22 protein-coding genes are annotated in these 26661 nt (G+C 36.5%); 3 read left to right on the plus strand and 19 right to left on the minus strand.

Annotation, left to right across the window (positions count from 1 at the left end):
* Window positions 1–3: 3 nt before the first annotated feature.
* The 9 genes from RUH95_RS16815 to RUH95_RS16855 form a co-directional block, all read right to left on the minus strand.
* Window positions 4–1023, minus strand: a complete 1020-nt coding sequence (locus tag RUH95_RS16815; protein WP_313894057.1) for a zinc-binding alcohol dehydrogenase family protein — start codon at window positions 1021–1023, stop codon at window positions 4–6.
* 12 nt (window positions 1024–1035) lie between these two features.
* Window positions 1036–2310: a TRAP transporter large permease gene (locus RUH95_RS16820; RefSeq protein WP_313894058.1), complete on the minus strand. Its 1275-nt coding sequence runs from the start codon at window positions 2308–2310 to the stop codon at window positions 1036–1038.
* The gene (locus RUH95_RS16825) at window positions 2307–2795 is read right to left on the minus strand and encodes a TRAP transporter small permease (RefSeq protein ID WP_313894059.1); all 489 of its coding nucleotides are present in this window, start codon (window positions 2793–2795) and stop codon (window positions 2307–2309) included. Before RUH95_RS16825 ends, RUH95_RS16820 begins: the two co-directional genes overlap by 4 nt.
* Window positions 2796–2864: 69 nt before the next feature.
* On the minus strand, window positions 2865–3863 hold the full coding sequence (locus tag RUH95_RS16830) for a TRAP transporter substrate-binding protein (RefSeq protein WP_313894060.1): 999 nt from the start codon (window positions 3861–3863) through the stop codon (window positions 2865–2867).
* A gap of 92 nt (window positions 3864–3955) precedes the next feature.
* Window positions 3956–4966: an ureidoglycolate dehydrogenase gene (allD, locus tag RUH95_RS16835; protein ID WP_313894061.1), complete on the minus strand. Its 1011-nt coding sequence runs from the start codon at window positions 4964–4966 to the stop codon at window positions 3956–3958.
* Window positions 4967–4976: 10 nt separating this feature from the next.
* Window positions 4977–5513 carry a 6-phospho-3-hexuloisomerase gene (hxlB, locus tag RUH95_RS16840; protein WP_313894062.1) on the minus strand — a complete coding sequence of 179 codons (537 nt, stop codon included), beginning with the start codon at window positions 5511–5513 and terminating at the stop codon, window positions 4977–4979.
* Between the two features lie 4 nt (window positions 5514–5517).
* Window positions 5518–6474, minus strand: a complete 957-nt coding sequence (locus tag RUH95_RS16845) for a sugar kinase (RefSeq protein ID WP_313894063.1) — start codon at window positions 6472–6474, stop codon at window positions 5518–5520.
* Window positions 6475–6493: 19 nt separating this feature from the next.
* Window positions 6494–7498: a LacI family DNA-binding transcriptional regulator gene (locus RUH95_RS16850; protein ID WP_313894064.1), complete on the minus strand. Its 1005-nt coding sequence runs from the start codon at window positions 7496–7498 to the stop codon at window positions 6494–6496.
* A 397-nt stretch (window positions 7499–7895) separates the two neighbouring features.
* Entirely contained in the window at window positions 7896–8726 is an 831-nt protein-coding gene (locus RUH95_RS16855; RefSeq protein ID WP_313894065.1) for a hypothetical protein, read from the minus strand.
* A 320-nt stretch (window positions 8727–9046) separates the two neighbouring features.
* Here RUH95_RS16855 and RUH95_RS16860 point away from each other — a divergent pair, with 320 nt between their 5' ends.
* Window positions 9047–10018, plus strand: a complete 972-nt coding sequence (locus RUH95_RS16860; protein ID WP_313894066.1) for an ABC transporter substrate-binding protein — start codon at window positions 9047–9049, stop codon at window positions 10016–10018.
* A 101-nt stretch (window positions 10019–10119) separates the two neighbouring features.
* On the plus strand, window positions 10120–11778 hold the full coding sequence (locus RUH95_RS16865; protein ID WP_313894067.1) for an ABC transporter substrate-binding protein: 1659 nt from the start codon (window positions 10120–10122) through the stop codon (window positions 11776–11778).
* 109 nt (window positions 11779–11887) lie between these two features.
* Here the strand turns inward: RUH95_RS16865 and RUH95_RS16870 are convergent, their stop codons facing one another.
* Entirely contained in the window at window positions 11888–12985 is a 1098-nt protein-coding gene (locus RUH95_RS16870) for a saccharopine dehydrogenase family protein (protein WP_313894068.1), read from the minus strand.
* The gene (locus RUH95_RS16875; RefSeq protein ID WP_313894069.1) at window positions 12982–13698 is read right to left on the minus strand and encodes a class I SAM-dependent methyltransferase; all 717 of its coding nucleotides are present in this window, start codon (window positions 13696–13698) and stop codon (window positions 12982–12984) included. The genes RUH95_RS16870 and RUH95_RS16875 overlap by 4 nt, the downstream gene beginning before the upstream one ends.
* Window positions 13699–13933: 235 nt before the next feature.
* Here RUH95_RS16875 and RUH95_RS16880 point away from each other — a divergent pair, with 235 nt between their 5' ends.
* A complete protein-coding gene (locus tag RUH95_RS16880; RefSeq protein ID WP_313894070.1) occupies window positions 13934–15016 on the plus strand; it encodes a helix-turn-helix transcriptional regulator in 1083 nt (360 codons plus the stop codon).
* Between the two features lie 213 nt (window positions 15017–15229).
* Here the strand turns inward: RUH95_RS16880 and RUH95_RS16885 are convergent, their stop codons facing one another.
* The 8 genes from RUH95_RS16885 to RUH95_RS16920 form a co-directional block, all read right to left on the minus strand.
* Window positions 15230–17215 (minus strand): AraC family transcriptional regulator, encoded by a 1986-nt coding sequence (locus RUH95_RS16885; RefSeq protein WP_313894071.1) that lies wholly within the window; start codon window positions 17213–17215, stop codon window positions 15230–15232.
* A 208-nt stretch (window positions 17216–17423) separates the two neighbouring features.
* Entirely contained in the window at window positions 17424–18416 is a 993-nt protein-coding gene (locus tag RUH95_RS16890; protein WP_313894072.1) for an ABC transporter substrate-binding protein, read from the minus strand.
* A 104-nt stretch (window positions 18417–18520) separates the two neighbouring features.
* Window positions 18521–20116, minus strand: coding sequence for an ABC transporter substrate-binding protein (locus RUH95_RS16895; RefSeq protein WP_313894073.1), 1596 nt, complete (start codon window positions 20114–20116; stop codon window positions 18521–18523).
* Between the two features lie 218 nt (window positions 20117–20334).
* Window positions 20335–21390 carry an NAD(P)/FAD-dependent oxidoreductase gene (locus RUH95_RS16900; protein WP_313894074.1) on the minus strand — a complete coding sequence of 352 codons (1056 nt, stop codon included), beginning with the start codon at window positions 21388–21390 and terminating at the stop codon, window positions 20335–20337.
* 34 nt (window positions 21391–21424) lie between these two features.
* Window positions 21425–23140: an ABC transporter ATP-binding protein gene (locus RUH95_RS16905; protein ID WP_313894075.1), complete on the minus strand. Its 1716-nt coding sequence runs from the start codon at window positions 23138–23140 to the stop codon at window positions 21425–21427.
* A gap of 311 nt (window positions 23141–23451) precedes the next feature.
* A complete protein-coding gene (locus RUH95_RS16910; RefSeq protein ID WP_313894076.1) occupies window positions 23452–24405 on the minus strand; it encodes an ABC transporter substrate-binding protein in 954 nt (317 codons plus the stop codon).
* A gap of 141 nt (window positions 24406–24546) precedes the next feature.
* Entirely contained in the window at window positions 24547–25566 is a 1020-nt protein-coding gene (locus RUH95_RS16915) for a FecCD family ABC transporter permease (protein ID WP_397469520.1), read from the minus strand.
* Window positions 25567–25583: 17 nt separating this feature from the next.
* Complete coding sequence (locus RUH95_RS16920; RefSeq protein ID WP_313894077.1) at window positions 25584–26639, minus strand: FecCD family ABC transporter permease; 1056 nt, start codon at window positions 26637–26639, stop codon at window positions 25584–25586.
* Window positions 26640–26661: the final 22 nt, after the last annotated feature.

Here is a 26661-nt window from a genome sequence, read left to right on the forward strand (position 1 = left end):
TCCTCACTCAAATATAATAACTGCTTTTCGAACTTTATCAGGATTATTTTCAACAAATGAAAATGCTTCATGCACATCATTAATAGAGAAACGATGTGTAATCAATCCATCGTGTCGTAACTTTCCTTCATTTAATAAAGCTACAACTTTTTCAAATTGCTTCGTTTGTAAACGTGAGCCAACAATTGTTAACTCTTTTTTCGTAATCGGCAATTGTTTTATTGCAGAAGGTTTTTCATCAAAACCTAGCACTACAACTGTACCTGCAACAGAAGCTACTTCCACGCCAAGTTCAAATGTAAAAGGCAAGCAAACAGCGTCTATTACTACGTTTGCTCCTTCTCCATTCGTTATTTGCTGCACTCGTTCAATGACATTTTCATTTCCAGCATCAATCACGAAATCTGCACCATTCTCTTTAGCAAACTCAAGACGTTCTGGGCTTAAATCTGTCATCATCACTGTTGCACCATTGATTTTTGCCATTTTTAAAATACAAATTCCAATCGGACCACAACCTTGAATTAGCACTGTGTCTCCTTTAGAAACACCACCACGCCAAACAGCCTGTGCCCCAATCGTATATGGTTCAGCTAATACAGCCTCATCGCAGTCTAAATTTGCATCAACAACATGTAGTTGGTTTTCAGGCAATACGATAAATTCACGCATGCCCCCATCTTCATGAACCCCAAAAACAGAAAGCTTGTCACAAACATTTGGTCTACCGTTACGACATGCATAACAAGTTCCACAAGATCGGATTGGTTCCACTACTATATGATCACCAACTTTTACATTACTTACTTCAGAACCTACCTCAACAACTTCTCCTGTCACCTCATGCCCAACAATACGTGGATAAGTTGCTAATGGATTCGTTCCGTGATAAATATGCATATCTGATCCACAAATACCGACTCTTTTTACTTTCACAAGTACGTCAGATGCCTCTTTTAATTGTGGCTTTTCAATATCGATTAACTGCAATTCTAACGCCTTTGGTATTAACACAGCTTTCATCAATCTATACACCTACTTTAATAGATTTGGTAAAAATAACGTAATTTGTGGAATATAAGCTACTAATAACAACACAATTAAACCAACGCCTAAAAACGGCATCAATTCCTTCGTTGTTTTCCCAATGGACACTTTTCCAATTTGAGATGCAACGAACAAACACACACCAACTGGAGGTGTAATTAATCCAAGAACTAAGTTCAATACCATCATTACCCCGAACTGTACTGGATCCATACCAACTTCCATTGCAACCGGTAATAATACTGGGAACAAAATTACTAATGCTGCGATCGTTTCCATGAATGTTCCTACGAATAGCAGTAATAAGTTAATCAATAAAATAACGATAATTGGATTATCTGAAATCCCTAAAATCACACTAGCTACCAATTGTGGAATTTGTTCACTTACCATAATCCAGCCAAACAAGTTTGCAAAACCAACTAATAGCATAATCGATGCTGTACTTGTCATTGAATCTAGCATAAGTGATGGAATCTTTTTAATAGGTAATTCTTTGTAGATAAAAATCCCTACAACTAATGCGTATAAAACTGCAATTACAGATGCTTCTGTAGGTGTGAAATATCCACCTAAAATTCCAAACAAAATAATTACTGTCATAAATAATGCCCAAAATGCACCTGTAAAGCTCTTCCCAATTTCCTTTAAGCTTTTACGCTCACCTTTTGGATAATTACGTCTTACCGAAATAATGTACGTGGGAATCATCAAACCAAACCCTAATAATAGTCCTGGTAAAGCACCTGCTAAAAACAAGTCTCCAATAGAGACAGATGCAAGCGTTCCTACAATAATCATTGGCAAAGAAGGAGGAATGATTGGTCCTACTGTAGATGAAGATGCCGTTACAGCAGCTGAGAATCCTGCCCCGTATCCTTCTTTTTTCATTGCTGGAATCATAATTGCACCAATACTAGATACATCGGCCAAAGCAGTTCCAGATATCCCTGCAAACCCCATGGAAGAACCAACATTCGCAAGACCAAGACCCCCACGAATATGACCAACAAAGTTATTTGCGAAGTGAATAATACGATCCGTTATACCACCTGCGTTCATTAAGTTACCTGCCAATATAAACCCAGGAATACATAATAATACGAAGGAGTTCAAGCCACCGAACATTTTTTGAGGAATAATAGTAAGTGGAATATCATTCATAAATAGATAAAATAGCGATGACAAACCTAAACTAAATGCAACTGGAACACCTAGAAAGATTAAAGCGAGAAAAGATAAGAAAAGTAACAAAGCCATCATAGGTCTTCACCTCCATAGTCTTGGGTGTAGTCTTGTTCATTGCGTACTAGGTCAACAATTTTCACGATAGAATAGATTGCTAAAAAGATAGACATAACTAATATTGCTCCATGAATAAGTGACATTTGAAATGGCATAGTTGCCGAAGTTTGATTATGCCCGATTAATGTAAATGTGTAACCTTCAAAAATCATGACAACACTTAATACTAAAATACTAATATAGATTACTACCTCATAATAACGTCGAAACTTATTCGACATTTTGTTCAATATTAAATCTACATTGATAAATTCATTTCTAATTAATGCTAGTGGTGCCCCAAAGCAAATGGCATATATAAATAAATAGCGTGTTAGCTCTTCCGTCCAAATGGCTGTATAAGGTAAGTATCTTGACATGATTTGGATAGTTACAGTGATTATTACTCCTGCAAGACTGATAACTGTTAGAAAGCCTAAAATTTTCTCAACTATTTTCCCCATGGTACACTGCCTTCCTTTCTATAGGAAAGGCACAGCTGACGATGATTGTCAGAAGTGCCTTTTCATGTATTACTTAGCGTTTAATATTTTTTCATACATTTCAAATTGCTCTGGTGATAAAGTAGATTTGATTGCTGGTAGCATGATTTCACGGAATGCATCTTGATCAACATCTACAAATTCCATCCCTTTTTCTTTAAGATCAGCTTCGATTTTCTCAATTGTTTCTGTGTATAACGCATCACCGAACACTTGCGCTTCTTTAGCTGCTTCTACTACTGCTTTTTGTTGGTCTTCATTTAATGCTGCAAATTGCTTGTTACCTACTAATACATAAATCCAAGAGTAAACATGTTCTGTACGGTTAACATATTTTTGCACTTCATATAATCCACCACTTTGGATTAAGTCCACTGGATTTTCTTGCCCACCAATTACACCTTGTTGTAATCCTGTAAATACTTCGTTAAAGTCCATAACTTGTGGTTTTGCTCCAGCTGCTTCCCAAACTTTTAAGAATAATGGTACGTTAGGTACGCGCATGCTGAAACCTTTCAAATCTGCAGGTGTTTCAATTTTGTCGTTAGACGTTAAGTTACGAGGTGCACGAGTATGATAGTAAAGTGGTGTTAATTTCACTTTTTCTTTAATATCAGCTTCAATTTCTTTCCCAACTTCTCCGCCAACAACTGTCTTCACATGTTCTAAATCACGGAATGCGTATGGTACAGCCATTAGCGCAGCTTTTGGTGCCCAGTTTTGCATCGTTTCACCAGAAATCACCATGTCCGCAGTTCCAGCTTCAATTGCATTAATCGTATCTGTTTCTCCACCAAGTGAATTATTTGGGAAAATTGAAATTTTAATTTGTCCATCTGTTTTTTCATCTACTAAACTAGCAAACTCTTCTGCCGTTTTATGCCAAATATGATTTTCATCAGCTAAGTGACCGAATTTCCATTTGATTACTTCTTCTTTTGAACCACTCTCACTACTTCCTCCAGAATTACAAGCTGCTAATAGAAGTGTTGCTGCTAGAATTCCTGAAAACAATTTCATTTTTTTCATGTGTGTATACCCCTTTTAATTTTATTTTTTTATTACGATTAACCACGGTTAGTACCCAAAATATGATTTAGAAATCCCCCCTTTCAAATACCTTATTCTGTTAAATAATCCATCACCGTTTTTGCAATTGTAATTCCATTTACACGATTCTTTTCTTCATTCATTTGTTCAATTTCTCCTGGTATATACACTTGAGAAAACCCGGGAGCGGGTTCAGATTGATGTAGCTCATCGATCATCTGGTCCATATTTGTTAAAAAGGTTTCTAAGTCTGTAAAGTTTGCAGGATTGATGACGCAGAAATAATGTCCTAATTTACGTTTTTTATCTAAGTCACCGTACATTTTTCCAATATGCGGGCCAAATGCGGCACCTGCGAGCAAACCTGAAAAAATATCTACAATTAGCGATAGTCCATATCCTTTAGGCCCACCAAATGGTGTTAAAGAAACAACCTCCGCTGGATCCGTTACCCCTTGTCCATTTGCGTCAACTCCCCATCCTTCAGGAATTGACTTACCTTCAGCTTCGAATTGCAATACTTTTCCAAGTGCAACTGTCGATGTCGCCATATCTAAGATGAATGGTTTATGTCTTTTTGCTGGTATTCCGTATGCAATTGGGTTTGTCCCTAAGAAAGACGACTTCCCTCCAAACGGAACAACAATTTTATCTGTATGCGTCATTGCTATACCGATTAAATTTTCTTCCGCCGCTTTTTGTACAAAATAGCTAAGTGCTCCACAATGACTACTGTTCATGGCAGTCACCATACCTACTCCATTTTCTTTCGCCATTTGTATCGCATGTTCCATCGCAGTATCTCCAATGACATGACCAAAACCGTGGTCACCGTCAACGACACCAGTCACAGGACCTGTTTGATTGAATGTAATATTTGCAATTGGATTAATACCACCAGCTTTTAAACGATTCACATAATGCTCTGTTCTTAAAACACCGTGCGAATTAACATTTCTTAAATCCGCATGAACAAGAATTTCTGCTACTTTTTCTGCATGTGCTTCTATAAGACCAGCGGAAACTAATTTTTGCTTCGTATATTGCTGGGCTTCTTCATGATTTATCGTAACCGTCGACATTGTAATTCCCCTATTCCAAATTGCTATGCTTTTTTTTCATCTCTTCATTCAAGAGCTGGTTATCAAGGCTATCAATAATCGCTGCATCTAATAGTAAATGTGCTGCCTGATCAAATTGGTTGCCTAATGGTTGAATCGTTTTAGGTTCACCTTCTAATCGATGCTTTGTAGCCGCTGGAATTAGTAAGCCCTCATACGTATCAAGCACTTCGGCATTTGTTGTAACAAGAAAAATATGAGTTCCAACTTTTGAAGCGCTTTCTAAGATATTTAATGTACTTGCTGTTTTCCCTGATCCCGAGATAACAAGCAATACATCCGATTTTTCTATCGCTGGAGTGGTTGTTTCGCCAATAACATATACTGTTTGGCCACTATGCATAAGCCGCATGGCTATTGCTTTTGCGATCAATCCTGATCGCCCCTCACCACTGAAGAAAAAACGTTTTTTTTGTTTAAATAAATCGACAAGCTTGTCGTATTCATCCTTTTTAATATTCGTGCAAACATCCGTCATTTCCATAAGAATCATAGAAACTGTGTTCATACATTCACCTCTCAATAATTACTTCCTCATGAATAAATGCATTCACTTCTTGTAAATAAGGAAGTCCTTCATTGTCACCTGAGACAGTTGTTACAAGAGCTCCGATACCATTTGCGAACTTCAATGTTTCTGCTGGTGAATAGTTATGTAGATAGCCGTATACAAATCCAGCATCAAAACCATCTCCCGCACCTACAGTGTCTATTGGTCGAACTTCAAATGCACTTACTTTTGTCCATATATTATCTCGATATAATCTAGAACCATTTTCCCCGTCTTTAATTACCAAGTTAGCAATCTGATACTTTTTAGAAAATGCTTCTAGCTCTCCTTCAGAATCAAAGCCAGTTATTAATTTAACTTCGTCTAGACCTGTCAACAATATATCCACATACGGGAAAATTTTTTCATATGTCTCTCTTGCCTCTTCAATAGTCCAAAGCTTTAATCGAATATTTGGATCAAAAGAAACTGGCACAGACTTTTGCTTCGCTATTTGTAAAATTCGTTCCACAATCTCAAAATTTCGTTTATCGATTGCTAAGAAAACACCCGTTAAATGCACTAAACTAATATCATCTAAAATATCATCCGAAATATCTTCTTTTTTAAGCGTTAACATTGGAGAATGATGACGATAATAAAAAGTTTTCCCAGCACCAGATCCGTTTATTTCCTTAAAATTCACAGAAGTTGGATGGTCTTCAACAAACTTAACTTGTGAAACATCTACCCCTTCACCACGAGCGAAGTTATAAATAACTCGGCCAAACTCATCATTTCCTAATCGGCTTACCCATCTTGGATTGAGTCCTAATCTTGCACAACCAATTGCAAAGTTAAGTTCCGCACCTCCGAGTTTTCTTTCAAAGTGAGTAACATAACGAAGCGGTCCAGATGTTACAGGATTCATCGTAATCATTGCGTCTCCAACCGTTAAAACTTTATAATTGTTTGACATTTACTATTCTCCTAACCAGTTATACTGAATTCCGTTCTATCAAAATCGGCGTGTAGCGTTTCGTTTCATAAGATTCTTCTAAAGTTTCTGTCCCCATCAACTTCAACAATTTTTTCACGGCTTCTTTTCCCATTTCAAAAGTAGGCTGTTTGATAACAGTGATTGGCGGTGTGAAAATTTCTAAAAATGGAGAATCATCCACTGCAATAATACTCACATCTTGTGGAACTTGAATTTCTTTCTCTTTAATAAACTTAAGTAACTCAACTAACGACAAATCATTGGTTGCAAAAAAGGCTTCAGGTCTATCCGAAGAAGACCAAACTTCCTCCAGTCTCTTTCTTATATCTTCTCGCTCTACAGCTATAATCCATTCCGGCTTAAACTCAATCCCTTTTTGAGATAAGGCTTGTTTAAATCCATTAATACGCTCCACACGAGGTGTTACATTACGGATAATGGAAGTTGCTACTATTGCAATTTTTTTCCTGTTTTTTTGAAGAATCGACTCCACAGCAAGTTCCGCTGCCTTTTTATTGTCTAGTAATACAGTTGGATACATTGGCTCATCAATTTTTCTATCGATAAAGACGATTGGGAAGTTTGCTGCCTTTAGTCGTTTATATAAATCAGCATTTCCGTTTGTTGGAAGAATAATTAGACCATCCACTTGCTTCGCCAGTAGCATATCAATATAATCTCGTTCTTTCTCTGGATCATCATCTGCATTACAAACAAATAGATGGAAATGATTTACCCCACATTCATCTTCAATCGCGCGAATCGTTTCTGTTGAAAACGTATGAAGTATATTCGCGACGATGACACCAATAGTGGCAGATTTTTTTTGTTTCAAACTTTTCGCTATAAAGTTTGGAATATATCCAAGCTCATTTACCGCTTCTCGGATTCTCTCTTGAGTTGACTCAGCCATATACTCAAATCGATTATTAATAAATTGGGAAACTGTGCTCTTCGATACACCTGCTTTAAGCGCTACGTCAGCCATTGTTACATTTTTCATAAGAATCCCCTTCTCAAAACATATACTAAATCGGTTTACTAAATCGGTTTAGTGAAAGTATACAATGAAAGCCTTTTCAAAATCAACACCTATTTTTATAATATTCTAATTTGACTAGATTACACTGAATTGTTACTCTAACTGACTAAAAAGCTTGCTGAAAGCGGCTTTCGAGCTTAAAATATGCAAAATAAAAAATACCAAAACATTGATTTAACAACGTTTCAGTATTTTCGATTTCAAGTAATTTTGTTGCAAAGGGGGACTTATTGGGCAGAGAGGTTGCGATTGATCGATTATCCACAAAGATCGATTGATTCTTAGAAGAGATTGATCGATTTGATCGATTCGACCGATTCCAGCTTCCCCAACGTAAAAAGCGGATAGACCAATTTTTTCACATTTCCCCAACCACTCTATTTACCTCATCCGTTAAATCAAGTGATTCTAGTAATTTAATAATAATGTTCGATACTGCCTCATCATAGTCTGGGGCTAATATACACCAATAATGTGCGTCCCGTACAAAAGCTAACTTTTCTACTAAATTTGCTGCGTTTAAATAGTGTGCCATTCTTTCCAATTCTAGCTCATCGCAGTTTCTATTTGCTGCAAATGAATAACTGCTCCCATTACTTTGTCCCATAATACCAAGTCCATCTAACGTTTGCATCGCTATTTGCTCTGCTCTCTCTAACTTTATTTGATGAAAATAATGGAAAATATTCACTTGCTCAGTTGAAAAAGATTGTTTTAACCGGTTGTAAATATGCGCGCGCATAGTTACCCAATCTACAGGAGTTTCATTAACAAATTCTTTCATTGCTTCACTTATATTCTTTTCATCTTGAATCGCCCAAAATCCCTCGAGCATTTCTACATAAGGCACAGCCAAGGCCAAGTTCATAAATTCTTTAAAGTTTCTCGCTATATATCTGATAGGCGGATCATTCGTCGGTGAAACACAAACAATTGGTGCATCCATTAAATCCGAAACCAATCCAAAATCAGTCAAAAAACCAAGGTGGATACCATCACCACCTGTTTCTGCGAAAGGAATTAAATCTGGTGGTGTTATGGAATAAGGATGGAATTCAACTATTGGTATTAACCCTATCATCGCAAGTGACAAGTCTACTTTTTGTAAATCTTCTTCAAGCTCTATCAACTGATTAATCTCTTTCGGTATATCGTAAGATCCATATAATCTTTTTAATGCTTTACCCACAACTAATCTTCCCCCTTTCTTCGCATCTTTAAATTCTTTATTCGACTTATAGTATGAATCTCCTTCATTAAGCTATAAAGAGAATAGAAAAATAATTGGGAGGCCCGACTTTGTGCACATGCTTTACTACAACCAGTGGATTATCCTATCCTTCTAAAATTAATTCTGCAATTGATTCATTCTTCCTTAATTTTGTACAAAAATAAATCAGTATTTGTTTTTTGTCCATTGAAAGAGAAAACTATTTCATCTACTCTAATGAATGATAATAATAATCATTATCATTCATTAGAGTAGAATTGATTTGGAGGAAATATAATATGAAGAAATTACAACAAGTTGGATTTTTCTTTTGTGTATTGCTTATAGTAGGAATATTAACTGCATGTAACTCACAAAAAGAAGAATCAAAAAAAGACCAAAATAACGAATCAAATCTGAAAGAGGAAATTGTTGAACAAACTCGTTCTTATAAAGACTACATAGGTCACGAGGTGGATATCCCTGTTTCGCCTGAGCGAGTTGTTTATCACGGAGAGAATTATGGTGATCTTTTACCGCTAGATGTAAGTGCAATTGGTGCAGCTTATTCTTGGATTACAGACCATGTTTTTGAAGAAAATGTACAAAATGTAGAAGATGTAGGATTTCCTATCAGTTTAGAAAAAGTATTAGAGTTAAAACCTGACCTTATTATTATTGCAAATACAGATGAAAAGGTTTTCGAGCAGCTTTCTAAAATTGCACCTACTTTAGTCTTCGATACTTTTGCACCAGTAGATGAACGCATAGTAGAACTTGGAGGCATACTTGGCAAAAACGAGGAAGCAACTAAATGGCTTAATGACTACAAAGTCAAAGAAGAAGAAATGTGGAAACAACTCACTGAACAAGGGGTTCTAAAACCGGGAGAAACCGCTTCTGTTTTCACCTATTATCCAGGAGACCGTTTATTCGTAATGGCGGCTACAGGACTTTCACAGGTTCTTTATCACCCAGATGGATTTAAACCAGGAGATAAAATTCAGCCAATCCTAGATGCGGGAAAAGGATTTGAAGAAATATCACTAGAACTTCTTCCTGAATTTGCTGGCGATCGAATTTTCATTCTGACACCAGAAACAGATGAAGCTAAACAATCAACAGAAGATATGATCAATAGTCCGGTGTGGAATGGATTACCTGCTGTAAAAGATGGAAAAGTGTACACCCTCGATCTTCTAAAAACATCTAGTGACGCATCCACAAGAGACTGGTTGTTAGACGAGATTCCTACGATACTAAAAAAATAGTAATTAAAGAGGTATTTCAGCTTTAGTTGAAATACCTCTTTATCTTTTATACAATAGTAATTGATAATCATTTTCAATTACGTAAAGGAGTGATATAACTAATGAACTCAATATCAATCCCCCCTAATACATCGTACATTTTTCATTTATCTCAAATTGACTATATTACTTGTTCATTAAATACAATCTTACAAAATATTACGGCTCTACAGCATACGTTAGTTATTTTTATAGGAAACGACCATGGCAAATTAACAATTGATGACAAGCCATACCTTATAACACCATTCAAAAGTTTTTTACTTACTCCTGGATCCGTCATGGACTTGATGGATTCGACTATGAACAAGTTCAGCTATTATAAACTTTCATTTACTGTTATTCAGATTGAGCAACAAATACCATTAACTTATACCGATAAATTATTTTCAAATCAAGTTGAATACACTGTCTATCCATTTACCCGCTTCAGTCGACTAGCCAAAGAACTGTATAAATTAAAGGGTAACGAAGATATTCAAAACCATTTAAAACATCAAAACCTATTCAATGAGTTACTTGGCGTGTTACTTGAACATCAACATCACATAAAAGATCACCAAGATACATCTAAAACAGTAGAGCAAACAATTGAATATTTGCACGAAAACTATCATCAACAACTTACGATTAGCCAATTAGCAATCCTTGCTGAAGTTCCACATTGGCAATACAGTACAATATTCCAGACAGTAACAGGTCAGAAACCCCTTGATTATCTAACAAACTTAAGAATAAAACATGCGAAGGAACTACTTCAACAAACAAATGAACCATTAAGAAATATTGCCCAGCAGGTTGGATTCAATGATGAATATTATTTTAATCGTCGCTTTAAACAGGTTGTAGGCATACCTCCTAAACAATTTGCTCGTATGAGGAAACAAAAGGTTATTGTGAAAGATTGGACTGGTCATGAGGTAGAGATTCCTTCTTTCCCGAGAAGAATCATTTACCATGGGGAAACTTTTGGTGATTTATTAGTTTTTGATGTACAGCCTATTGGTGGATACAAGACGGATATTGATAAATCTTTTTATAAAAGCTATGTTCCATATGTACAAGATGTTGCTTTTCCAATAGATATAGAAAAGTCTTCTAAACTTAATCCTGATTTAATCATCTTTACTAACTCGGATGAAAAACAATATAAAAAAATCGCAAAAATAGCTCCTACAGTTACACACAACTCATGGGGAACTCTAAATGAGCGAATATTAACATTAGGAAAATGGTTAGGCAGAAAGCAAGAAGCTGAGGATTGGCTTGCCCATTTTAATCATAAAGAAAATATGATGTGGCAAAAACTACAATCCACATTAAAAAATGGGGAAACGGCTTCTGTGTTTGTTTTTGATCATGGTAAACGCTTATTTGTTATGGGAAGTACTGGCCTACCAACATCCCTCTATCATCCGTTTGGTTTCCAACCAGGTGAGTTGATAAAAAAAATAATAGATGAAGAAGAAGGATACAAAGAAATAACAATAGATTTACTAGGCGACTATGCTGGAGATCGTATATTTATGCTACTTTCTGAAAATCTAGAATCTAGATTAGCAACAGAGGAACTGATAAAAAGCCCTTTATGGAACAACCTTCCAGCCGTAAAGAATGGGTATGTCTACTTAGTAGATGCAACTAAATGGAATTCCGGAGATGCCTTTACACGAGAAAAACTTCTTGGGGCATTACCACGCTTACTAGGCCACATATCTTAAATTTTCAAGCAACCTTAAAATACTGGATAATTACATATCATCTGAACTCTGTAATTATCCAGTATTTTTATTGCTTATTTATTTCACTTTAGAATGTCTATTAGCCATATTAGCTGTAAGAGATACTACACGATTTGCTAATGAGAAATTGTTCCCCTGTCTCTTTCAAACGTAAATAAAGAATATCACCATCATTGTCTAATTCAAAAAGTTGATCCACATGGAATATTCCATGTGAAAGCTTGCTACTATATAAGGAAATTGCTACGGCAACTGCCACTTGTGCTGTAATGGAAGATTCATTTTCTCCATGCAAAGTTACTCCTAATTTACTTTCTACACCTGCTTTTAATCCTTCGGCATCAACCTTCACTGCATATTGTGCAGATCCCATTCGTATCGAGCTCAGCATTTTTACTAGCAAAGGACGTACACTTTTTTTGGAAAGCAGCTTCGTCAAACCAATTCTGCGTAACATGTGCAATGCAGTAGTCACTAGACGGGAATCAAAACATAATCGTGTAACTACAGATTTTACATCTAATGTTTTTGTAAGCGACTGTTGATCGGAGAATGGAAAACGATATGCTTCTCTGTGTCCTAACTTCTCCCCAAAGTATGTAGTTCTTCCATCTGTGAAGCTACTTACATACTTCAGTTTGCTATTCTCCATTACTTCAAAAACGGAGTTAAGATTATCTACGGTCCATTCAATAGCTGCCTTTCCATGACTATCACCTAAACCGAGCATAATAGAAATATTGATACAATTTGTTTGTTCGAATAAATTTTTAAGTTGTTGAGCTAACAAATTCGTCAAACCTGGTGCCAAACCAACACTCATCACTCCTGTCGCAATATTCGATTCGTTTCTTAACTGTTCTAATTTTTTTAAGAAAGACCCATTTGCAGAAATATCCACATAATGTATACCGCTCTCCATGCATTTCCTAGCAAAAGCAGTGTCTTCTTGATCTATACACATAATTACTAGCCTCGTTTGATCTAGACAGTTCCAATCATTTATACTGGTAGCTATTAACTCCAAGGGCTTTACCTTTCCGTATGTTGACTGACAAAACTGCTCCGCCCGGTCCAGACTTCTTCCTGCTGCGTATATATCTCCCGGAAATTTCTCAGCTAATGTCCTACAAATTTGTCCTCCCACATGCCCATATCCTCCAACGACAACAATGTCTTTTTTCATTTTTTATTGTCACCGCCTTCTTTTATAGCAAACCATCCGTCTACTAAATAGGCGCTAAAAAATCGAGTAATATTCTTGAAACCCTCCCGCTGCAGTAAAGACTCTATTTCGAGTGAAGGATGCATGTGGATTGACGCACCAATAGATTCTTCAAACCTATTCCACTCCTCAATTGGTACACCATTTGAAAGCATCTGGTTTTTCCATGCCCTCATCTGCCACATAAATGAATCAGAACTTGGATCTCTATTTATAGTTGCTATAAAAAATGGGGCACCCTCATCCAGTCTTTCTACTATACTCCTTAGTAAAACCTTCTTTCGTTCCATATCAAGAAAATGTAGTACTAACATACAAGTAGCTGCAGAATATTTCTTGCTCTCTTTCAATTTCCCCACTTCTCCTTGAACAAGCTTTACCTTTATGTTTTTACTCGAAATAGCTAATCTCTTTCTTGCTAATTTCAACATGCTTTCTGAAGTATCGACACCTGTAAATACCCAATCTTTATGCCTTCCCCCAAGAGTAACTAATTCTTGACCTCCACCTGCACCAACAATATGAATATCTACATGCCTTTCCCCCAAGTGCTCTACTAATAGACAATCCATCATATCGTGTAACATTTCATAACAAGGAATTTTCAAAGTTATTTTTTCTTCGTATTTATCCACATGTGGATGATCCCAATCCAGATTATTCATTTCTTCCATTGTTACACCTCTATTCTTAGTCATACCAAACTTACTCACATTACCTTTTGCTACAACTACATATTAATAATTTCTCTGTTAATATCATCTTCTCTTTCCTACACCTTTTCTTTTAGGTAAAATTAATTAATAATCATTCTCAATTATAATGATGAAAATAGACAATGCTATCCCACAAACATGGGATTTTACAAAAGAGGATTGTATAGAACTATTCAAGGGGACGGTTAGAATAATGAATGAACAATTAAAACAGCCAAGTAAAATTTTTATGCAACGATTACACAGTTTAGAGAGCAAATCTACTTCTTCCCAACATTATCGGAAATCCCTTGTAACTGAATTACGTAAAGTGATTTCGTTCGATTACTCTTGTTTTACAATGGTTGACCCAAGCACACTACTATCAACGGGAGCTATATCAGACGATTTAGTGGAAGAAATGCATTCAAAGATATTTGAATACGAATATTTAACAAATGATTTTAATCAATTCGAACAGCTAGTCCAATCTAAAGAAACTGTAGCAATATTAAGTGAAGCAACCGATGGAGTATTGCATAAGAGTGAACGCTATAGAATGGTTTTACAGCCTAGTGGATTTCGTGACGAAATGCGTGCTGTATTCATAAGTGAGGGTCAGTGTTGGGGATTCTTAATACTTTTTCGGAGAGATCATCAACCTTTATTTATAGATAATGATCGCATTTTACTTTCATCTATTACGCCAATTGTTGGAAAATACTTACGCAAACTACGACTTGAACTTCCAGAAAAAAAAACAAATCCTTTGAATCAAGAAACCGGTATTTTGATTTTATCTAGTAGTCTTTATCCTTTATCCTATAATTCAGCTGCACAAAAATGGCTATCCACCCTTCGGGATTGTGAGAATATAGATGACACTATACTCCCTAGACCTATTAGAGCAGTTTGTTCACGTGCTCTCGAAAATGCTACAATACAATCAGAGAAAACATCTATAGCTAGGGTGTCTTTATCTATTCCAAATCAGTCTTACCTCACTATACAAGCCAGTTGCCTAGATAGTTTAGATCAATCTACACAAATAGCAGTATCCTTTGAGCATGCGTCACCTTCTGAGGTAATGATTCTCTTATCGGATACCTATGAACTGTCGAAACGTGAAAAAGACGTCCTTTATTTTATTACTAAAGGCTTTTCAACTAAAGAGGTTGCAACTTCATTATGTATCTCTACTTACACCGTACAAGATCATTTGAAATCAATTTTCTACAAAACAGACGTTTCAAGCAGGAGAGAGTTAATTTGGAAGATGTTCACTCAATATGTTTAGAAATAAATTATGTATAACGATCTTACTCATCTGAATAATTTTTTCGTATAGATAAACTTGAAGCGTCACACTTTTTATAAAAAATACGACTAGACACATACCCTTACAGGCACTTTCTAGTCGTATCTTATTCAAACCTAGTTTGGTAAATTTTTTTAATAAGTTAAGATAAAGTAAGAACAAATAGCAGTATAGCGTACTTACTTAGAAATATTACTTTTTATTTTCTGATAAAACCTTCACTATTGTTTCAAGTTGAAGCTCTAGCGAGTACGGATCTTCCATTACAAATTCATCACCAAACTCACCATATATATAAACCTGTCCCTTCTTAACTGCCGGAACTCCCTTCCATACAGAACTGCTTAAAATCTCCTCTGCATCTTTTTTAGAATTCACATATACAAATACATGATCTCCCAAATACTCAGGCAACACTTCCAAAGAGACATTCTCAAACCCTTCCTTCATTTCTAACGCCTTCTTTGTAGGAGGCAATTGTAGCATTTGGTAAATTGTTGTACTGCCATAGTTACCACCCTCTGCAGCCAAAACATACATTGCTTTTTCACTTAATTGCACTACAGAAACTGTTTCTCCTTCATTAATGATGCCTTCAATTTGCTTTCTGGCATGCTCAACTTTCTGTTCGTACTCCTCAATCCACTTATCTGCTTCCTGCTCCTTTCCAAAAATTTCGCTTATTCTTTTGAATTTTTCAATCGGGCTCGCGGTAGACAAGCCTTCCCAGTATGGCAGGAAGACAGTTGTACCAATTTTTTCATATTGTTCAATATTATCTTCTATTGAACCTATTATTAAATCAGGTTCTAAATCAATCAATTTCTCTGCATTCATCGGGAATCCGCCTAAACTTTCAATATTTGACAAGATATCTTTGGAAATACCAGCTTTATCTATCCATGCTTCTGTCAACATGCCTTCTCTCACACCAACAGGGATAATTCCTAACTTTAATAACTGCCCCATATATTGGTCTGATGCAACCCTCTGTGGTTCTGCTGGAACTTCTATATCACCTTTCAAAGTAGATACTGTTCTCGTCTTTACTTGGTGTCCAACATTGGAATTCTCTGAATTCTTTTGGCTTTCTACGCTATTTGCAGTTACTTGCGAACTTCCACTTGTATTCGTTATACCACCTGTGCAAGCACTTAACAGTAGTGTTAAACAAACTAATAGAGTTGCCATCGACGTTCTTGTTCTTTTGTTCATTGGTAAATCTCCCTCATCTCCATATTGATAATGATTATCAATATCAATATATCTTTGAGACTTACTACCAACAATGGAGTATCCATGGACAATTACAGGACTATCTCCTGTTTTCATACGATTCATTTCTCGCATTCTATACTGGGTAGGTGAAATTCCTTTTTTCTTTTTAAAAAGGCGGCTGAAGTAATATACATCTTCGTATCCAACACTTGCTGCAACATCGCGTAAGGAAGCATCTGTTTCCACTAAAGATTTTGATGCTCTCTCAATTCTAGTTCGAATTAAATAATCAATTGGACTATAACTCGTATTCTGTTTGAACAAAGCTGATAAATGTGGTGCACTATAGCTAAAGGTTACTGCAAGAGATTCTAAAGTAATTAGTTTAGAGTAATTTTCTTGAATGTAAAATTTCACCTGAGTTGTCAGATCTGGTTCTTTCACTTCAATCCCATATCTATGTAGTTCTAACAAAATACTATACACAAATTGATAGAATAGCGATTTTATGTGAAACGTATTGAGTGAACTCATCTTCTTCCACTCTTCTTGCATCGTTTGAACCTTTTGATATAAGGAAATTGGATAGCTCGGTGAAAAGCTATACTGCTTTTGAAATGGATTATTCAGTATTAAAAGGTCTACCCATCTTTTATTACCCACTGAGGGAATAAAGGCTTTATAAAAAATTAAATAATATTCAAACTCTTCATCAGCTGACTCTATATCGATTATTGCTCCTTTACCCGAATGCATGAGTTGCATTCCTTTTAAAATGTATTCAGTATGATCTAACACGACTCGAGCACTTCCACGTGTTGAAAAAAGAAAGATACTGGATGGGAGTCTATAAGAACGAAGCTCCTCCCCTATTTTAAGTACTACATGACGTACATCCAACACTTTAATGGTCGCTTGATTCCAAAGCAAAATATAATCATTGGTAGTCTTTTCATTCATTGAATTTCCTCCAACTATGCCTGTAATTACATTAAATACTTCAATCGAAAATTTTTCTCAATGTTAATAGGATGAATGATCGTTTTTCAAGAATAATAATACACGCAACTTAACCATAATCCCTCTATTCTTAATCTAAGTCCAATAGGAGAGGGTGTTTAAAATGCAGTAAAAGAGCCCCCATGACGATAACATGGGAGCATTTCTTCTATTCTTTAAGACTTGTAAGCCAAGTAGTTAATTCATCAATCTGAGCAAGGACAGCAATCGGATCATAATACCATGATCGTTCTTCTGGCCAAACATAGAGGCGATCGTTCTTAACCGCTGGAAGACTACCCCAAACAGGATCTGCCTTGAAGTCTTCAACCGTTCGATTATTGGAAGTCATAATGATATAATCACCAGCGTAACCAACTATCATTTCCTCAGAGAGTTCTGCCCATTGTTTCTCCATAATTTCGTCTGCAACACCATTGGGTGGCTTGCGTCCAAGAGCCTGATAAATCGGCTGTCCACCACGTCCGAAGTTATCACCATATACCCATGTTGACTTTCCACCATCCTCCATAATAGTGAAGCTTGCATCATCAGCAATAACAGCATCCACTTTTCTTTTAGCATCCGCAATTTTCTCATCGTATTCGAGTAGCCATGTCTTTGCTTCCTCTTGTTTATCAAGTAAGTTGCCAAAGTAGGTGAGCTCTTCGTGAACTCCCTTCAAATCACCGTAGGGAATAACAACGGTAGGTGCTATTTTACTTAACATTTCATAGTTATCGCCATTTGCAGTAATAATTAGATCTGGGTTAAGGGCAAGGATATTTTCTACAGATGGCTTTCCGTATACCCCAGTATCTGAAACTCCCGTAAGCCCCTCTTTGAAATAATAGTTCTTGATTGTTAGTTCCGGTGCTCCCACTGGTATAATATCCAAAGCTATCAGACTGCCTAAGTATTCTTCTGCTACTATACGCTGAGGTTTAACAGGAATTTCAATCTCTCCATTTATTGTAGTAATTGTTTTCACTTTAATATCCTCGCTAGTACCTGTGCTCTCGGTTGTCTTCTTTATTTCTTCGCTCTTTTTACTTGGAGCTGTACCTGTCTCCCCACAAGCTGAAAGAACTAGAGCTAGAAGAAATAATATCAAGAGGACTAACCCTATCTTCTTTTTATAATCATATTGTTGTAAATGCATTTGTAAAACCCCCGCCTTCAATAATGATAATCATTCTCATTTATTATTGTAAGATGCCTTCGCTAAAGTGTCTATGCATTAAAGTAATCTGTTACCATTCATTTTTATGATGTTAACAATCTCATTAGTTCATATACTTGAGCCTGAGAAGACAACGGATCATAGCCGAAGAACAAATCAGGCTTATCTATCAAATAAACTTGATTTTGTTTGGCAGCTTCCATGCCCACCCAAGAGGAAGACTGAAAGAGACAGCTCATACGCTTCTTTCCCTCTAGAGATGAAGGCATTCCCGTAATAAAGATGTAATCAGCAGGATAGTCTACTATAGCTTCAATCTCCATCTCAATGTAGCCCCTATTTTCAATGCCATGGTTAAGTAGGGAGTCAGGGGGACTAAATCCAATATCTTCATACAAAATTTGACTACCTCTACCGTAGCTACTGTTAATACAGTAAGCCGAACTTGTACCAATCTCCCATATGATAGCCGTCCCTCGCCCTCCTAGCTGGCAATCTAATTTTTGATTAAAGTTCCAAATCATTTCATCGTAATCCGCAATCCATGCTTCTGCTTTCTGTTGCCTTCCCACAATATCAGCTATGATACGGAATTGCTCTCTCCAGCTCATGTCCATAAAAGGAAGTTCAACCACCGGGGCAACTGATAGCAAGGCTTTGTTCTCTCTTGTTGATTTATAATCCAGGATTAAGTCTGGATTAACAGCAGCGATATTCTCGTATATTGAGGCTTCGTTATTTTCCCATACATTTAACTTTTGCTTTGGACTCACTTGCTTCAAACTTTCCATCCAAGTGGAATACACACCTAGCTCCGGGGTAATACCCAATGCTAATAGACTAGCAGTGTGATTAACGTTAAGGGCGACCACTCGTTTGTGTTTATTAAAATAAGAAGTAGGTGAAAGTCCAACCACTTGCTTAAACTTTCTACTTAAATAAGTACCTTCTTTATAGCCGACCTCTTGTGCCAATTCATCTAATTTAGGCATCTCATGTAAGAGCCTTTTTTGGGATGCCCGAATTCTTATCAGAGAAAGATACTCATTGAACGTTCGACCTGTCCCCTGACGAAAAGCACGAGATAAGTGCTCTGGGCTTACGTGTGCCAGTGAAGCCATCTGTTCTCGCGTCAAATCTTCCTTATAGTGAGTGTCAATATAACTTATTACTTGTTCAATCCAAGGACTTACCAACAATTGCTTTTCATTTAACTCTTCATGAAATTCTGCCAATAGTTCGATGAACAGCTGTTGTATGTAGAAAGGTCCTCTATCACTTTGGTTTTTCCATGCATTTTCAAATTCTCTTGCTAATCTTATTACTTTAGATGAATGTTTACTAGGTTCGCCATTCTCTAAAACAAGTGGTTTGGAACCATCTGTAGTTAAACAGCGATAACCAATCAGAATTCCCTGAAGAGGAGACGGGGTACATGATTTTAAATGATATTCTATTCCAAAAGAGGGGTCGCAGAGTAATATACTCCCACGTGAAACTACATGCTGTTTATCATTTTGACTAAGTAAACCATTCCCTTCTAAAATGATAAGGATTTTAGGAAATGACTCTATTTCATTAAAGGATGTATCTTTGAATTCTTCTATTCTTCTCAAACTCATAGGAATATAGAACGTAAGAGGTTGTAGTGGCTTCCTCTCTGAAATAACGTTGGTCATGAATATACTCCTCTCCACCTTGTTATAAATTATTTGGAATTCATAAAAGATTTCTTACTCTATACGATTATGCTGACGCATTTCAAATACATCGAAATTATTCTATACTTGCTTACACCATTACTTTCATTGCTATATTTACTTCTTTCCTGTGAATCAGAAGTTTTCTAAAAAACAGTAAAAAACCGGGTGCCTCCAGCCCGGTTTTCAACTCCCTATTAACCTCTTACTTCTCTATAATTGTCGTCATTCAAACCAATTTTCTTATTCTTCTCTTTGAATCGGATATTGTGTGAGGAAACATACGCCACTTTTGGTGCATCTGGTTCAATATGTAACTTAGCACTATTTAACGCAAGTACTCCATCCGTAAACGCTCCAGCAATCAACCTTACCTTGCTCTCATGGTCAATGAAATCTCCTGCTCCATAAATACCTGGGATATTTGTTTCCCGTTTATTATTCACAACAGCTACATCATTCTCCATTTCCAAGCCCCATTCAGCTAAAGGGCCATAATCACACTTCAACCCATGATTAACGATGACTGCGTTCACATTGATTCGCTCAACTTCACCTGTTTCGATGTGAGAAATGGACACATGGTCTATAGAATCCCCATTACCATGTAACTGAACTACTTCAAAAGGCGTACGCACATCTACTGAAGACTCTCTCATTTTAAGAACATTTTTCTCATGTCCCCCAAATTCATCTCGTCTGTGAACAACTGTTACACTTGCAGCTATTTGCTCAAGTTCATTTGCCCAGTCAACTGCTGAATTTCCGCCTCCAGAAATTAGTATATTTTTGTCTCGAAATACCTCTAATTCCTGTACTGTATAATGTAAATTTGTTACTTCATATCGATCCGCACCTTCGATTTCTAGCTTTTGCATAGTTAAAACACCGTAACCAACAGCAAGAATAACCGTTTTTGTATGATGCTTTTCACCAGATGCTGTAGACAAAATAAACGTTTCGTCTTCTAGTCTTTCCATTCCTACTACTTGCTGATTTAACACGATCGTTGCATCGAAAGTTTTTGCTTGCTCTTCCAACTGAGAGATTAGTTGTTCTCCTAAAATAGGTGTAACTCCACCTACATCCCAGATCATTTTTTCTGGATAAATGAGCATTCTTCCTCCTAGCTTTGGTCCATATTCAATAATCTTTGTTTTCAAATCACGCATTCCACTATAAAAAGCAGAATACATCCCTGCTGGCCCGCCACCAATAATTGTTACATCATATAACTCTAACTCTTCCTTCACATTATTTCCCCCATATTTAACCAATTTTATCCCTCTAAACCCCAAATTGTGCTTGGTGAAGTCTTCTATAAGCTCCTTTTACAGCTAGCAACTCATCATGATTACCTTGCTCCACAATGCCATCCTCCGTCACAACAATTATGCGATCTGCATTTTTAATCGTTGCTAAACGATGAGCAATAACAAGCGTAGTACGTCCTAGTGATAATTCCGTTAAGGCTTGTTGAATTGCCACCTCTGTTTCTGTATCAAGTGCTGACGTAGCCTCATCCAAAATAAGAATCGATGGGTTTTTAAGAAACATACGAGCAATAGAAAGGCGTTGTTTTTGTCCACCAGACAATTTGACTCCACGCTCTCCAATCAATGTGTCCATCCCTTCTGTTTGTGAAAGAATTATATCTTCTAACTGTGCTCTTTTTGCTGCTTCCCATATTTCTTCTTCTGAAGCTCCAAGCTGCCCATAGGCTATATTTTCTCGAATCGTTCCATCAAAAAGGAAAACATCCTGCTGAACAATTCCTATTTGAGAGCGAAGGGACTCAAGTGTCATTTGTCTTGTCTCAATACTATCAATCATTAATGAGCCGCTGTTAATGTCATAAAAGCGTGGCAAGAGGCTACAGATAGTTGTTTTTCCAGCACCTGATGGTCCAACAAGGGCTACTGTTTCTCCAGCGCGAATTGTTAAATTAATGTTATCCAAAACATTCTCTTTGCCTTCATAACTAAACGAAACATCTTTGTACGTTATATTTCCTTTTAAATGCTGAACTTTAATTGCACCTGGGGCATTCGCTACATCTGGTTCTGTATCAAGCATATCAATATAACGCTTAAATCCTGCAATTCCTTTTGGATACATTTCAATTACAGCATTGATTTGTTGAATAGGAGCTAAAAATACATTTGATAAGAGAACAAAAGCAATAAACTCTCCATATGTCATCTGTTTATTAATAACAAAATAAGTTCCGCATAGCAGAACGAATAACGTTACTATTTTCATAAGAATATAGCTAACGGAAGAATTCCAAGCCATAATACGATAAGCAATAAGCTTTGATTGACGAAAGCGACCATTGTTTTCATTGAATTGAGCAATTTCATGCTCTTCATTGGCAAATGCTTGAACAACTCTCATGCCACTAACATTATTTTCTACACGTGCATTAAAATCAGCGATATCTGCAAAAAATCGATTGAATGCTAGCGTCATCTTTTTACTGAAATATAAGGATAAACAAATAATCAGCGGAATAATAATAAATGTAAGAACGGCCAATTGCGAATTTATTGAATACATTAAAGCAAATGCACCAGTGAGTGTCATAATGGCGATAAACAAATCTTCAGGTCCATGATGTGCAATTTCACCGATATCCATTAAATCATTCGTCATTCTTGAAACTAAATGCCCTGTTTTATTGTTATCAAAGAAGCGGAACGATAATTTTTGCACATGAGTGAAAAGCTCCTTGCGCATGTCGGTTTCTATATTAATTCCTAGTTTATGTCCCCAATAAGTGACAACGTAATGGAGAGCTGAACTAATAATGTATATCCCCAATAATGATAGACATCCCCATAGAATAAAATTCCAGTTTGAACTAGGTAATAGATCATCCACTACGCGATTAACCGCTAGTGGAAAAGCAAGTTCCAATACAGCAGCGATGATTGCGCAAGAAAAGTCTAGAATGAATAGACCTTTATATGGTTGATAGTAAGAAAAAAAACGCTTTAACAATGTCTACCACACTCCCAAAAGTTTGTAGAGGTGTTATTTTCTACATCCTGAAATTTTTCATTGAGAAATACCACTTACCTAATTAACAGATCTAAAATATACTTTGAAATTGATAATCATTATCATTGTAAAAAGTTTAACATATAACTCTATTTCTAATAAATGGACAAAATCAAGATCTTTTTTGTACAAATTTTGAATTTATTCTGATTGAGTAAGTAAATAAACAAAAAGAGACTTTTTCTGACATCTATATAGAAGCAGAGTCAGCCTCTTACTTAAGCATTCAATTTAAGACCATTTCAATTAACTCATTTTTCACTCTTTTTCTTTGCCACAAGCATATCTACAACCTCTTCAGCTTGAGCAAGTACAGCAATAGGGTCATATGGCCAAAACCTTTTTAGATCGAGGTAGAAAACATGATCGTTTTTAACAGCATCCAGCGATACCCATACATTATCCTTTTTGTCTAATGAACCACCCTTTGATTCATCCAAAAATATATAATCACCTGCGTAGTCTGCAAGTACCTCGTATGATATCTGTTTAAAAGTTTCTCCAGTATCTATCAACTCGTTTTTTATACGTTCTGGAGGGGTTAGTTGGAGTTGTTTGTAAATTGCTTGTCCTCCTCTGTAAATACCATCTCCATAAAGATAAAAGTCCTTACCAAAAGCACCAAAGATAGAAACAGTTTCATTTTCATCTATTACTTCGTTGATTCTGTCTCGCTGTTTTTGAATATTGCTATCGAAACTAGCAAGCCAATCTTCTGCATCCTTACCTTTCCCTAGCATCTCTCCAATAGCTCTTACTTCCTCATGAACATCTCTATATGTTTCGTATGGAATAATTACTGTTGGAGCTATTTTAGAAAGTTTGTCAAATGTGCTCTTTTCAGCATCAGCACTAATTATTAGATCTGGGGTTAAATTCAATATGGCTTCTACAGAATTTTCTCCTGTGCTTTCAATCCCTGCTATTAAATCTTGAATATGTACATTTTCAAGATCGCTATCAGTAGCACCAACTGGCTGTTCTCCCAACAGAAGTAATGTAGGTAAATAAGCATCCACTACAATTCTTTTAGGATCTGCTGGTATTTCAATATCTCCATGGATCGTTGAGACAATTCTCGTTTGCGGTTCCGTTTTCTTATTTTGCTCTTTTCCAGATGCTTGTCGTTCGCTATTACTACAACCAACAAAAATGACTGATAGTAACACGAGTATTACACAAAATATAAAATTTGATTTATTCATGAATATCTCCCCTTTTTATTGATAATGATTTTCATTCTCAATAAAAGGGTATCAACTGTGATATTGGAAGTCAATATAAATATTTTCAATCCGTTTGTATTACAAAATAAAAGAGAAGCTGTTCAATGCTTCTCTAAACTTTTATTCTTTTAATCTGGATAATAAATATAGGAAATACGGAGCCCCTATTACGGCGACCACTATTCCAGCTGGAATCTCAGAAGGTTGTAAAATCCAACGACCAATTGTATCAGCTACTAAGACTAAAAGACCTCCTGCTAAAGCTGAAGCTGGGATTAGAAATTGATGTCTAGATCCTACTAATTGTCGTGCTAAATGCGGGGCTATTAATCCGACAAAACCAATGCCTCCACTTATAGATACACTAGCTCCAGCTAATCCAACAGCCGCAGCTAGTAACACACGTCTCTCTTTTTCAATAGATGCCCCCAAGCCAGTAGCTGTTAAGTCCCCTAGATTTAGCACATTTAACACTCTTGCTTTTGTAAACACAAATGGGATTAATATAAGAATCCACGGCAGTAAAGAAAGGACGAATTTCCAATTCGATCCCCAAATACTGCCCGCTAGCCAAGTAGCTACAAACTGATAATTCTCTGGGCTTAAACGAAGTGTTAAAACAATCATGACAGAACTGATCCCTGCTGCAATCGCAACACCTGTCAGTACCAATCTCATAGGTGAAATTCCTTCATGACGCTTATAAGCTAGCGTATAAATAATAATGGCCGTTAACCCCGCACCCAAAAACGCTAAAATTGGAAGTAAAAAAATTGGAACAGCTGTTGTTGAAGGAAAAAATGATATGAAAAGCATGACAGCTAGTCCAGCACCTGCGTTAATCCCAAGTATTCCAGGGTCTGCCAAAGCATTACGGGATATCCCCTGTAGAATACAGCCAGATACAGCAAGTCCCATACCAACAAGTACTGCAATTACAATACGTGGCAATCTAAATTCAAATAGAATAAGTTGTTGCTTTTCATTCCCATATCCAAAAAATGTTTGAATCACCTCAGTGGGTGACAACTTAATATAACCAGTATTCATACTAATAAAAAAAGCAATAACAATAAAAAAAGCTAAAATACCGACAATAAACAAATTTCTCTTCTTTGCCTTATGTTGGCTTTTTGACATAAAAGTCGTCATTTCCTTCACAACTCTTTACCTCCCTTTCGTGCAAGATACAAGAAGAAAGGAACCCCTATAAACGCAATTAATGCACCAATTGGCGTTTCGTATGGAGGATTAATCATCCTTGCTGCTAAATCTGCTAATACGACTAGAAGACCACCAAGTACAACTGAGCAAGGTATAATCCAACGATAATCGTGACCAACTAGATATCGAGTAAGATGAGGAACGATTAATCCAACAAATCCAACCGCACCAACTACAGAAACAGCTGCTCCTGCCAAAACTAGCACAATGAGCATCCCAAAAAGCTTAATAGTCTTTGTTCGTTGACCAAGTCCAATAGCCACCTCTTCACCAAGACTCAACAAAGTGATAGATCTTGAAAGAATAATTGCACCTATCATGGCAACGATGATCCAAGGAGACATAATTTGAAGGTTAATCCATTTTGTTCCTGATACCCCTCCAGCATACCAAAATGCTAAATCTTGACCTATTTGAAAGTAAAGAGCAATACCTTCACTAAGTGCACCTAATAATGCGCTTACAGCTGCTCCTGCAAGTACAAGACGCATAGGTGTCAAACCGCCTCTTGATAGGGAACCAACTCCATATACGATTCCAACACCTAAACCAGCTCCCAAAAAGGAATACATGATTAAGTACATATACGGAAGTCCTGGAAAAAATGCAAAACAAAGCGCAAGCATAAATGCCGCTCCTGCATTTAAACCCAAAAGACCAGAATCTGCTAGCGGATTTCTAGTCATACCTTGCATAAGTGCACCGGCTACCGCGAAACATGAACCCACTATTGCTGCTCCAAGAACACGCGGCATACGTATATCTCGTATAATTTGATGTGATGTTATTTCTGGTTCAAAGTTAAACACAGCAGTCCAAACTGTAACTAGCTTAATATCCGCAGCACCAAATGAAATGGAAAGACCAATTGCAATAAGTAAGGCAAATATTCCTCCAAACAACACAACCAAAGCTATTACTGGATGTGTGTGTTTTTTTATTTCTTCTAATTTTTCTATTTCTGTAAATTCTGCTGATCTAATAGACATACTTTTCCTCCCTATAACCGAC

The sequence above is a fragment of the Psychrobacillus sp. genome (assembly GCF_032154225.1).
Classification (GTDB): domain Bacteria; phylum Bacillota; class Bacilli; order Bacillales_A; family Planococcaceae; genus Psychrobacillus.

Bases quoted from the DNA above. Each gene is read 5' to 3' on its own strand.
- RUH95_RS16815 (WP_313894057.1), bottom strand. From the start codon at position 1,023: ATGAAAGCTGTGTTAATACCAAAGGCGTTAGAATTGCAGTTAATCGAT.
- RUH95_RS16820 (WP_313894058.1), bottom strand. From the start codon at position 2,310: ATGATGGCTTTGTTACTTTTCTTATCTTTTCTCGCTTTAATCTTTCTA.
- RUH95_RS16825 (WP_313894059.1), bottom strand. From the start codon at position 2,795: ATGGGGAAAATAGTTGAGAAAATTTTAGGCTTTCTAACAGTTATCAGT.
- RUH95_RS16830 (WP_313894060.1), bottom strand. From the start codon at position 3,863: ATGAAAAAAATGAAATTGTTTTCAGGAATTCTAGCAGCAACACTTCTA.
- allD (WP_313894061.1), bottom strand. From the start codon at position 4,966: ATGTCGACGGTTACGATAAATCATGAAGAAGCCCAGCAATATACGAAG.
- hxlB (WP_313894062.1), bottom strand. From the start codon at position 5,513: ATGAACACAGTTTCTATGATTCTTATGGAAATGACGGATGTTTGCACG.
- RUH95_RS16845 (WP_313894063.1), bottom strand. From the start codon at position 6,474: ATGTCAAACAATTATAAAGTTTTAACGGTTGGAGACGCAATGATTACG.
- RUH95_RS16850 (WP_313894064.1), bottom strand. From the start codon at position 7,498: ATGAAAAATGTAACAATGGCTGACGTAGCGCTTAAAGCAGGTGTATCG.
- RUH95_RS16860 (WP_313894066.1), top strand. From the start codon at position 9,047: ATGAAGAAATTACAACAAGTTGGATTTTTCTTTTGTGTATTGCTTATA.
- RUH95_RS16865 (WP_313894067.1), top strand. From the start codon at position 10,120: ATGAACTCAATATCAATCCCCCCTAATACATCGTACATTTTTCATTTA.
- RUH95_RS16870 (WP_313894068.1), bottom strand. From the start codon at position 12,985: ATGAAAAAAGACATTGTTGTCGTTGGAGGATATGGGCATGTGGGAGGA.
- RUH95_RS16875 (WP_313894069.1), bottom strand. From the start codon at position 13,698: ATGGAAGAAATGAATAATCTGGATTGGGATCATCCACATGTGGATAAA.
- RUH95_RS16880 (WP_313894070.1), top strand. From the start codon at position 13,934: ATGAATGAACAATTAAAACAGCCAAGTAAAATTTTTATGCAACGATTA.
- RUH95_RS16885 (WP_313894071.1), bottom strand. From the start codon at position 17,215: ATGAATGAAAAGACTACCAATGATTATATTTTGCTTTGGAATCAAGCG.
- RUH95_RS16890 (WP_313894072.1), bottom strand. From the start codon at position 18,416: ATGCATTTACAACAATATGATTATAAAAAGAAGATAGGGTTAGTCCTC.
- RUH95_RS16895 (WP_313894073.1), bottom strand. From the start codon at position 20,116: ATGACCAACGTTATTTCAGAGAGGAAGCCACTACAACCTCTTACGTTC.
- RUH95_RS16910 (WP_313894076.1), bottom strand. From the start codon at position 24,405: ATGAATAAATCAAATTTTATATTTTGTGTAATACTCGTGTTACTATCA.
- RUH95_RS16915 (WP_397469520.1), bottom strand. From the start codon at position 25,566: ATGTCAAAAAGCCAACATAAGGCAAAGAAGAGAAATTTGTTTATTGTC.
- RUH95_RS16920 (WP_313894077.1), bottom strand. From the start codon at position 26,639: ATGTCTATTAGATCAGCAGAATTTACAGAAATAGAAAAATTAGAAGAA.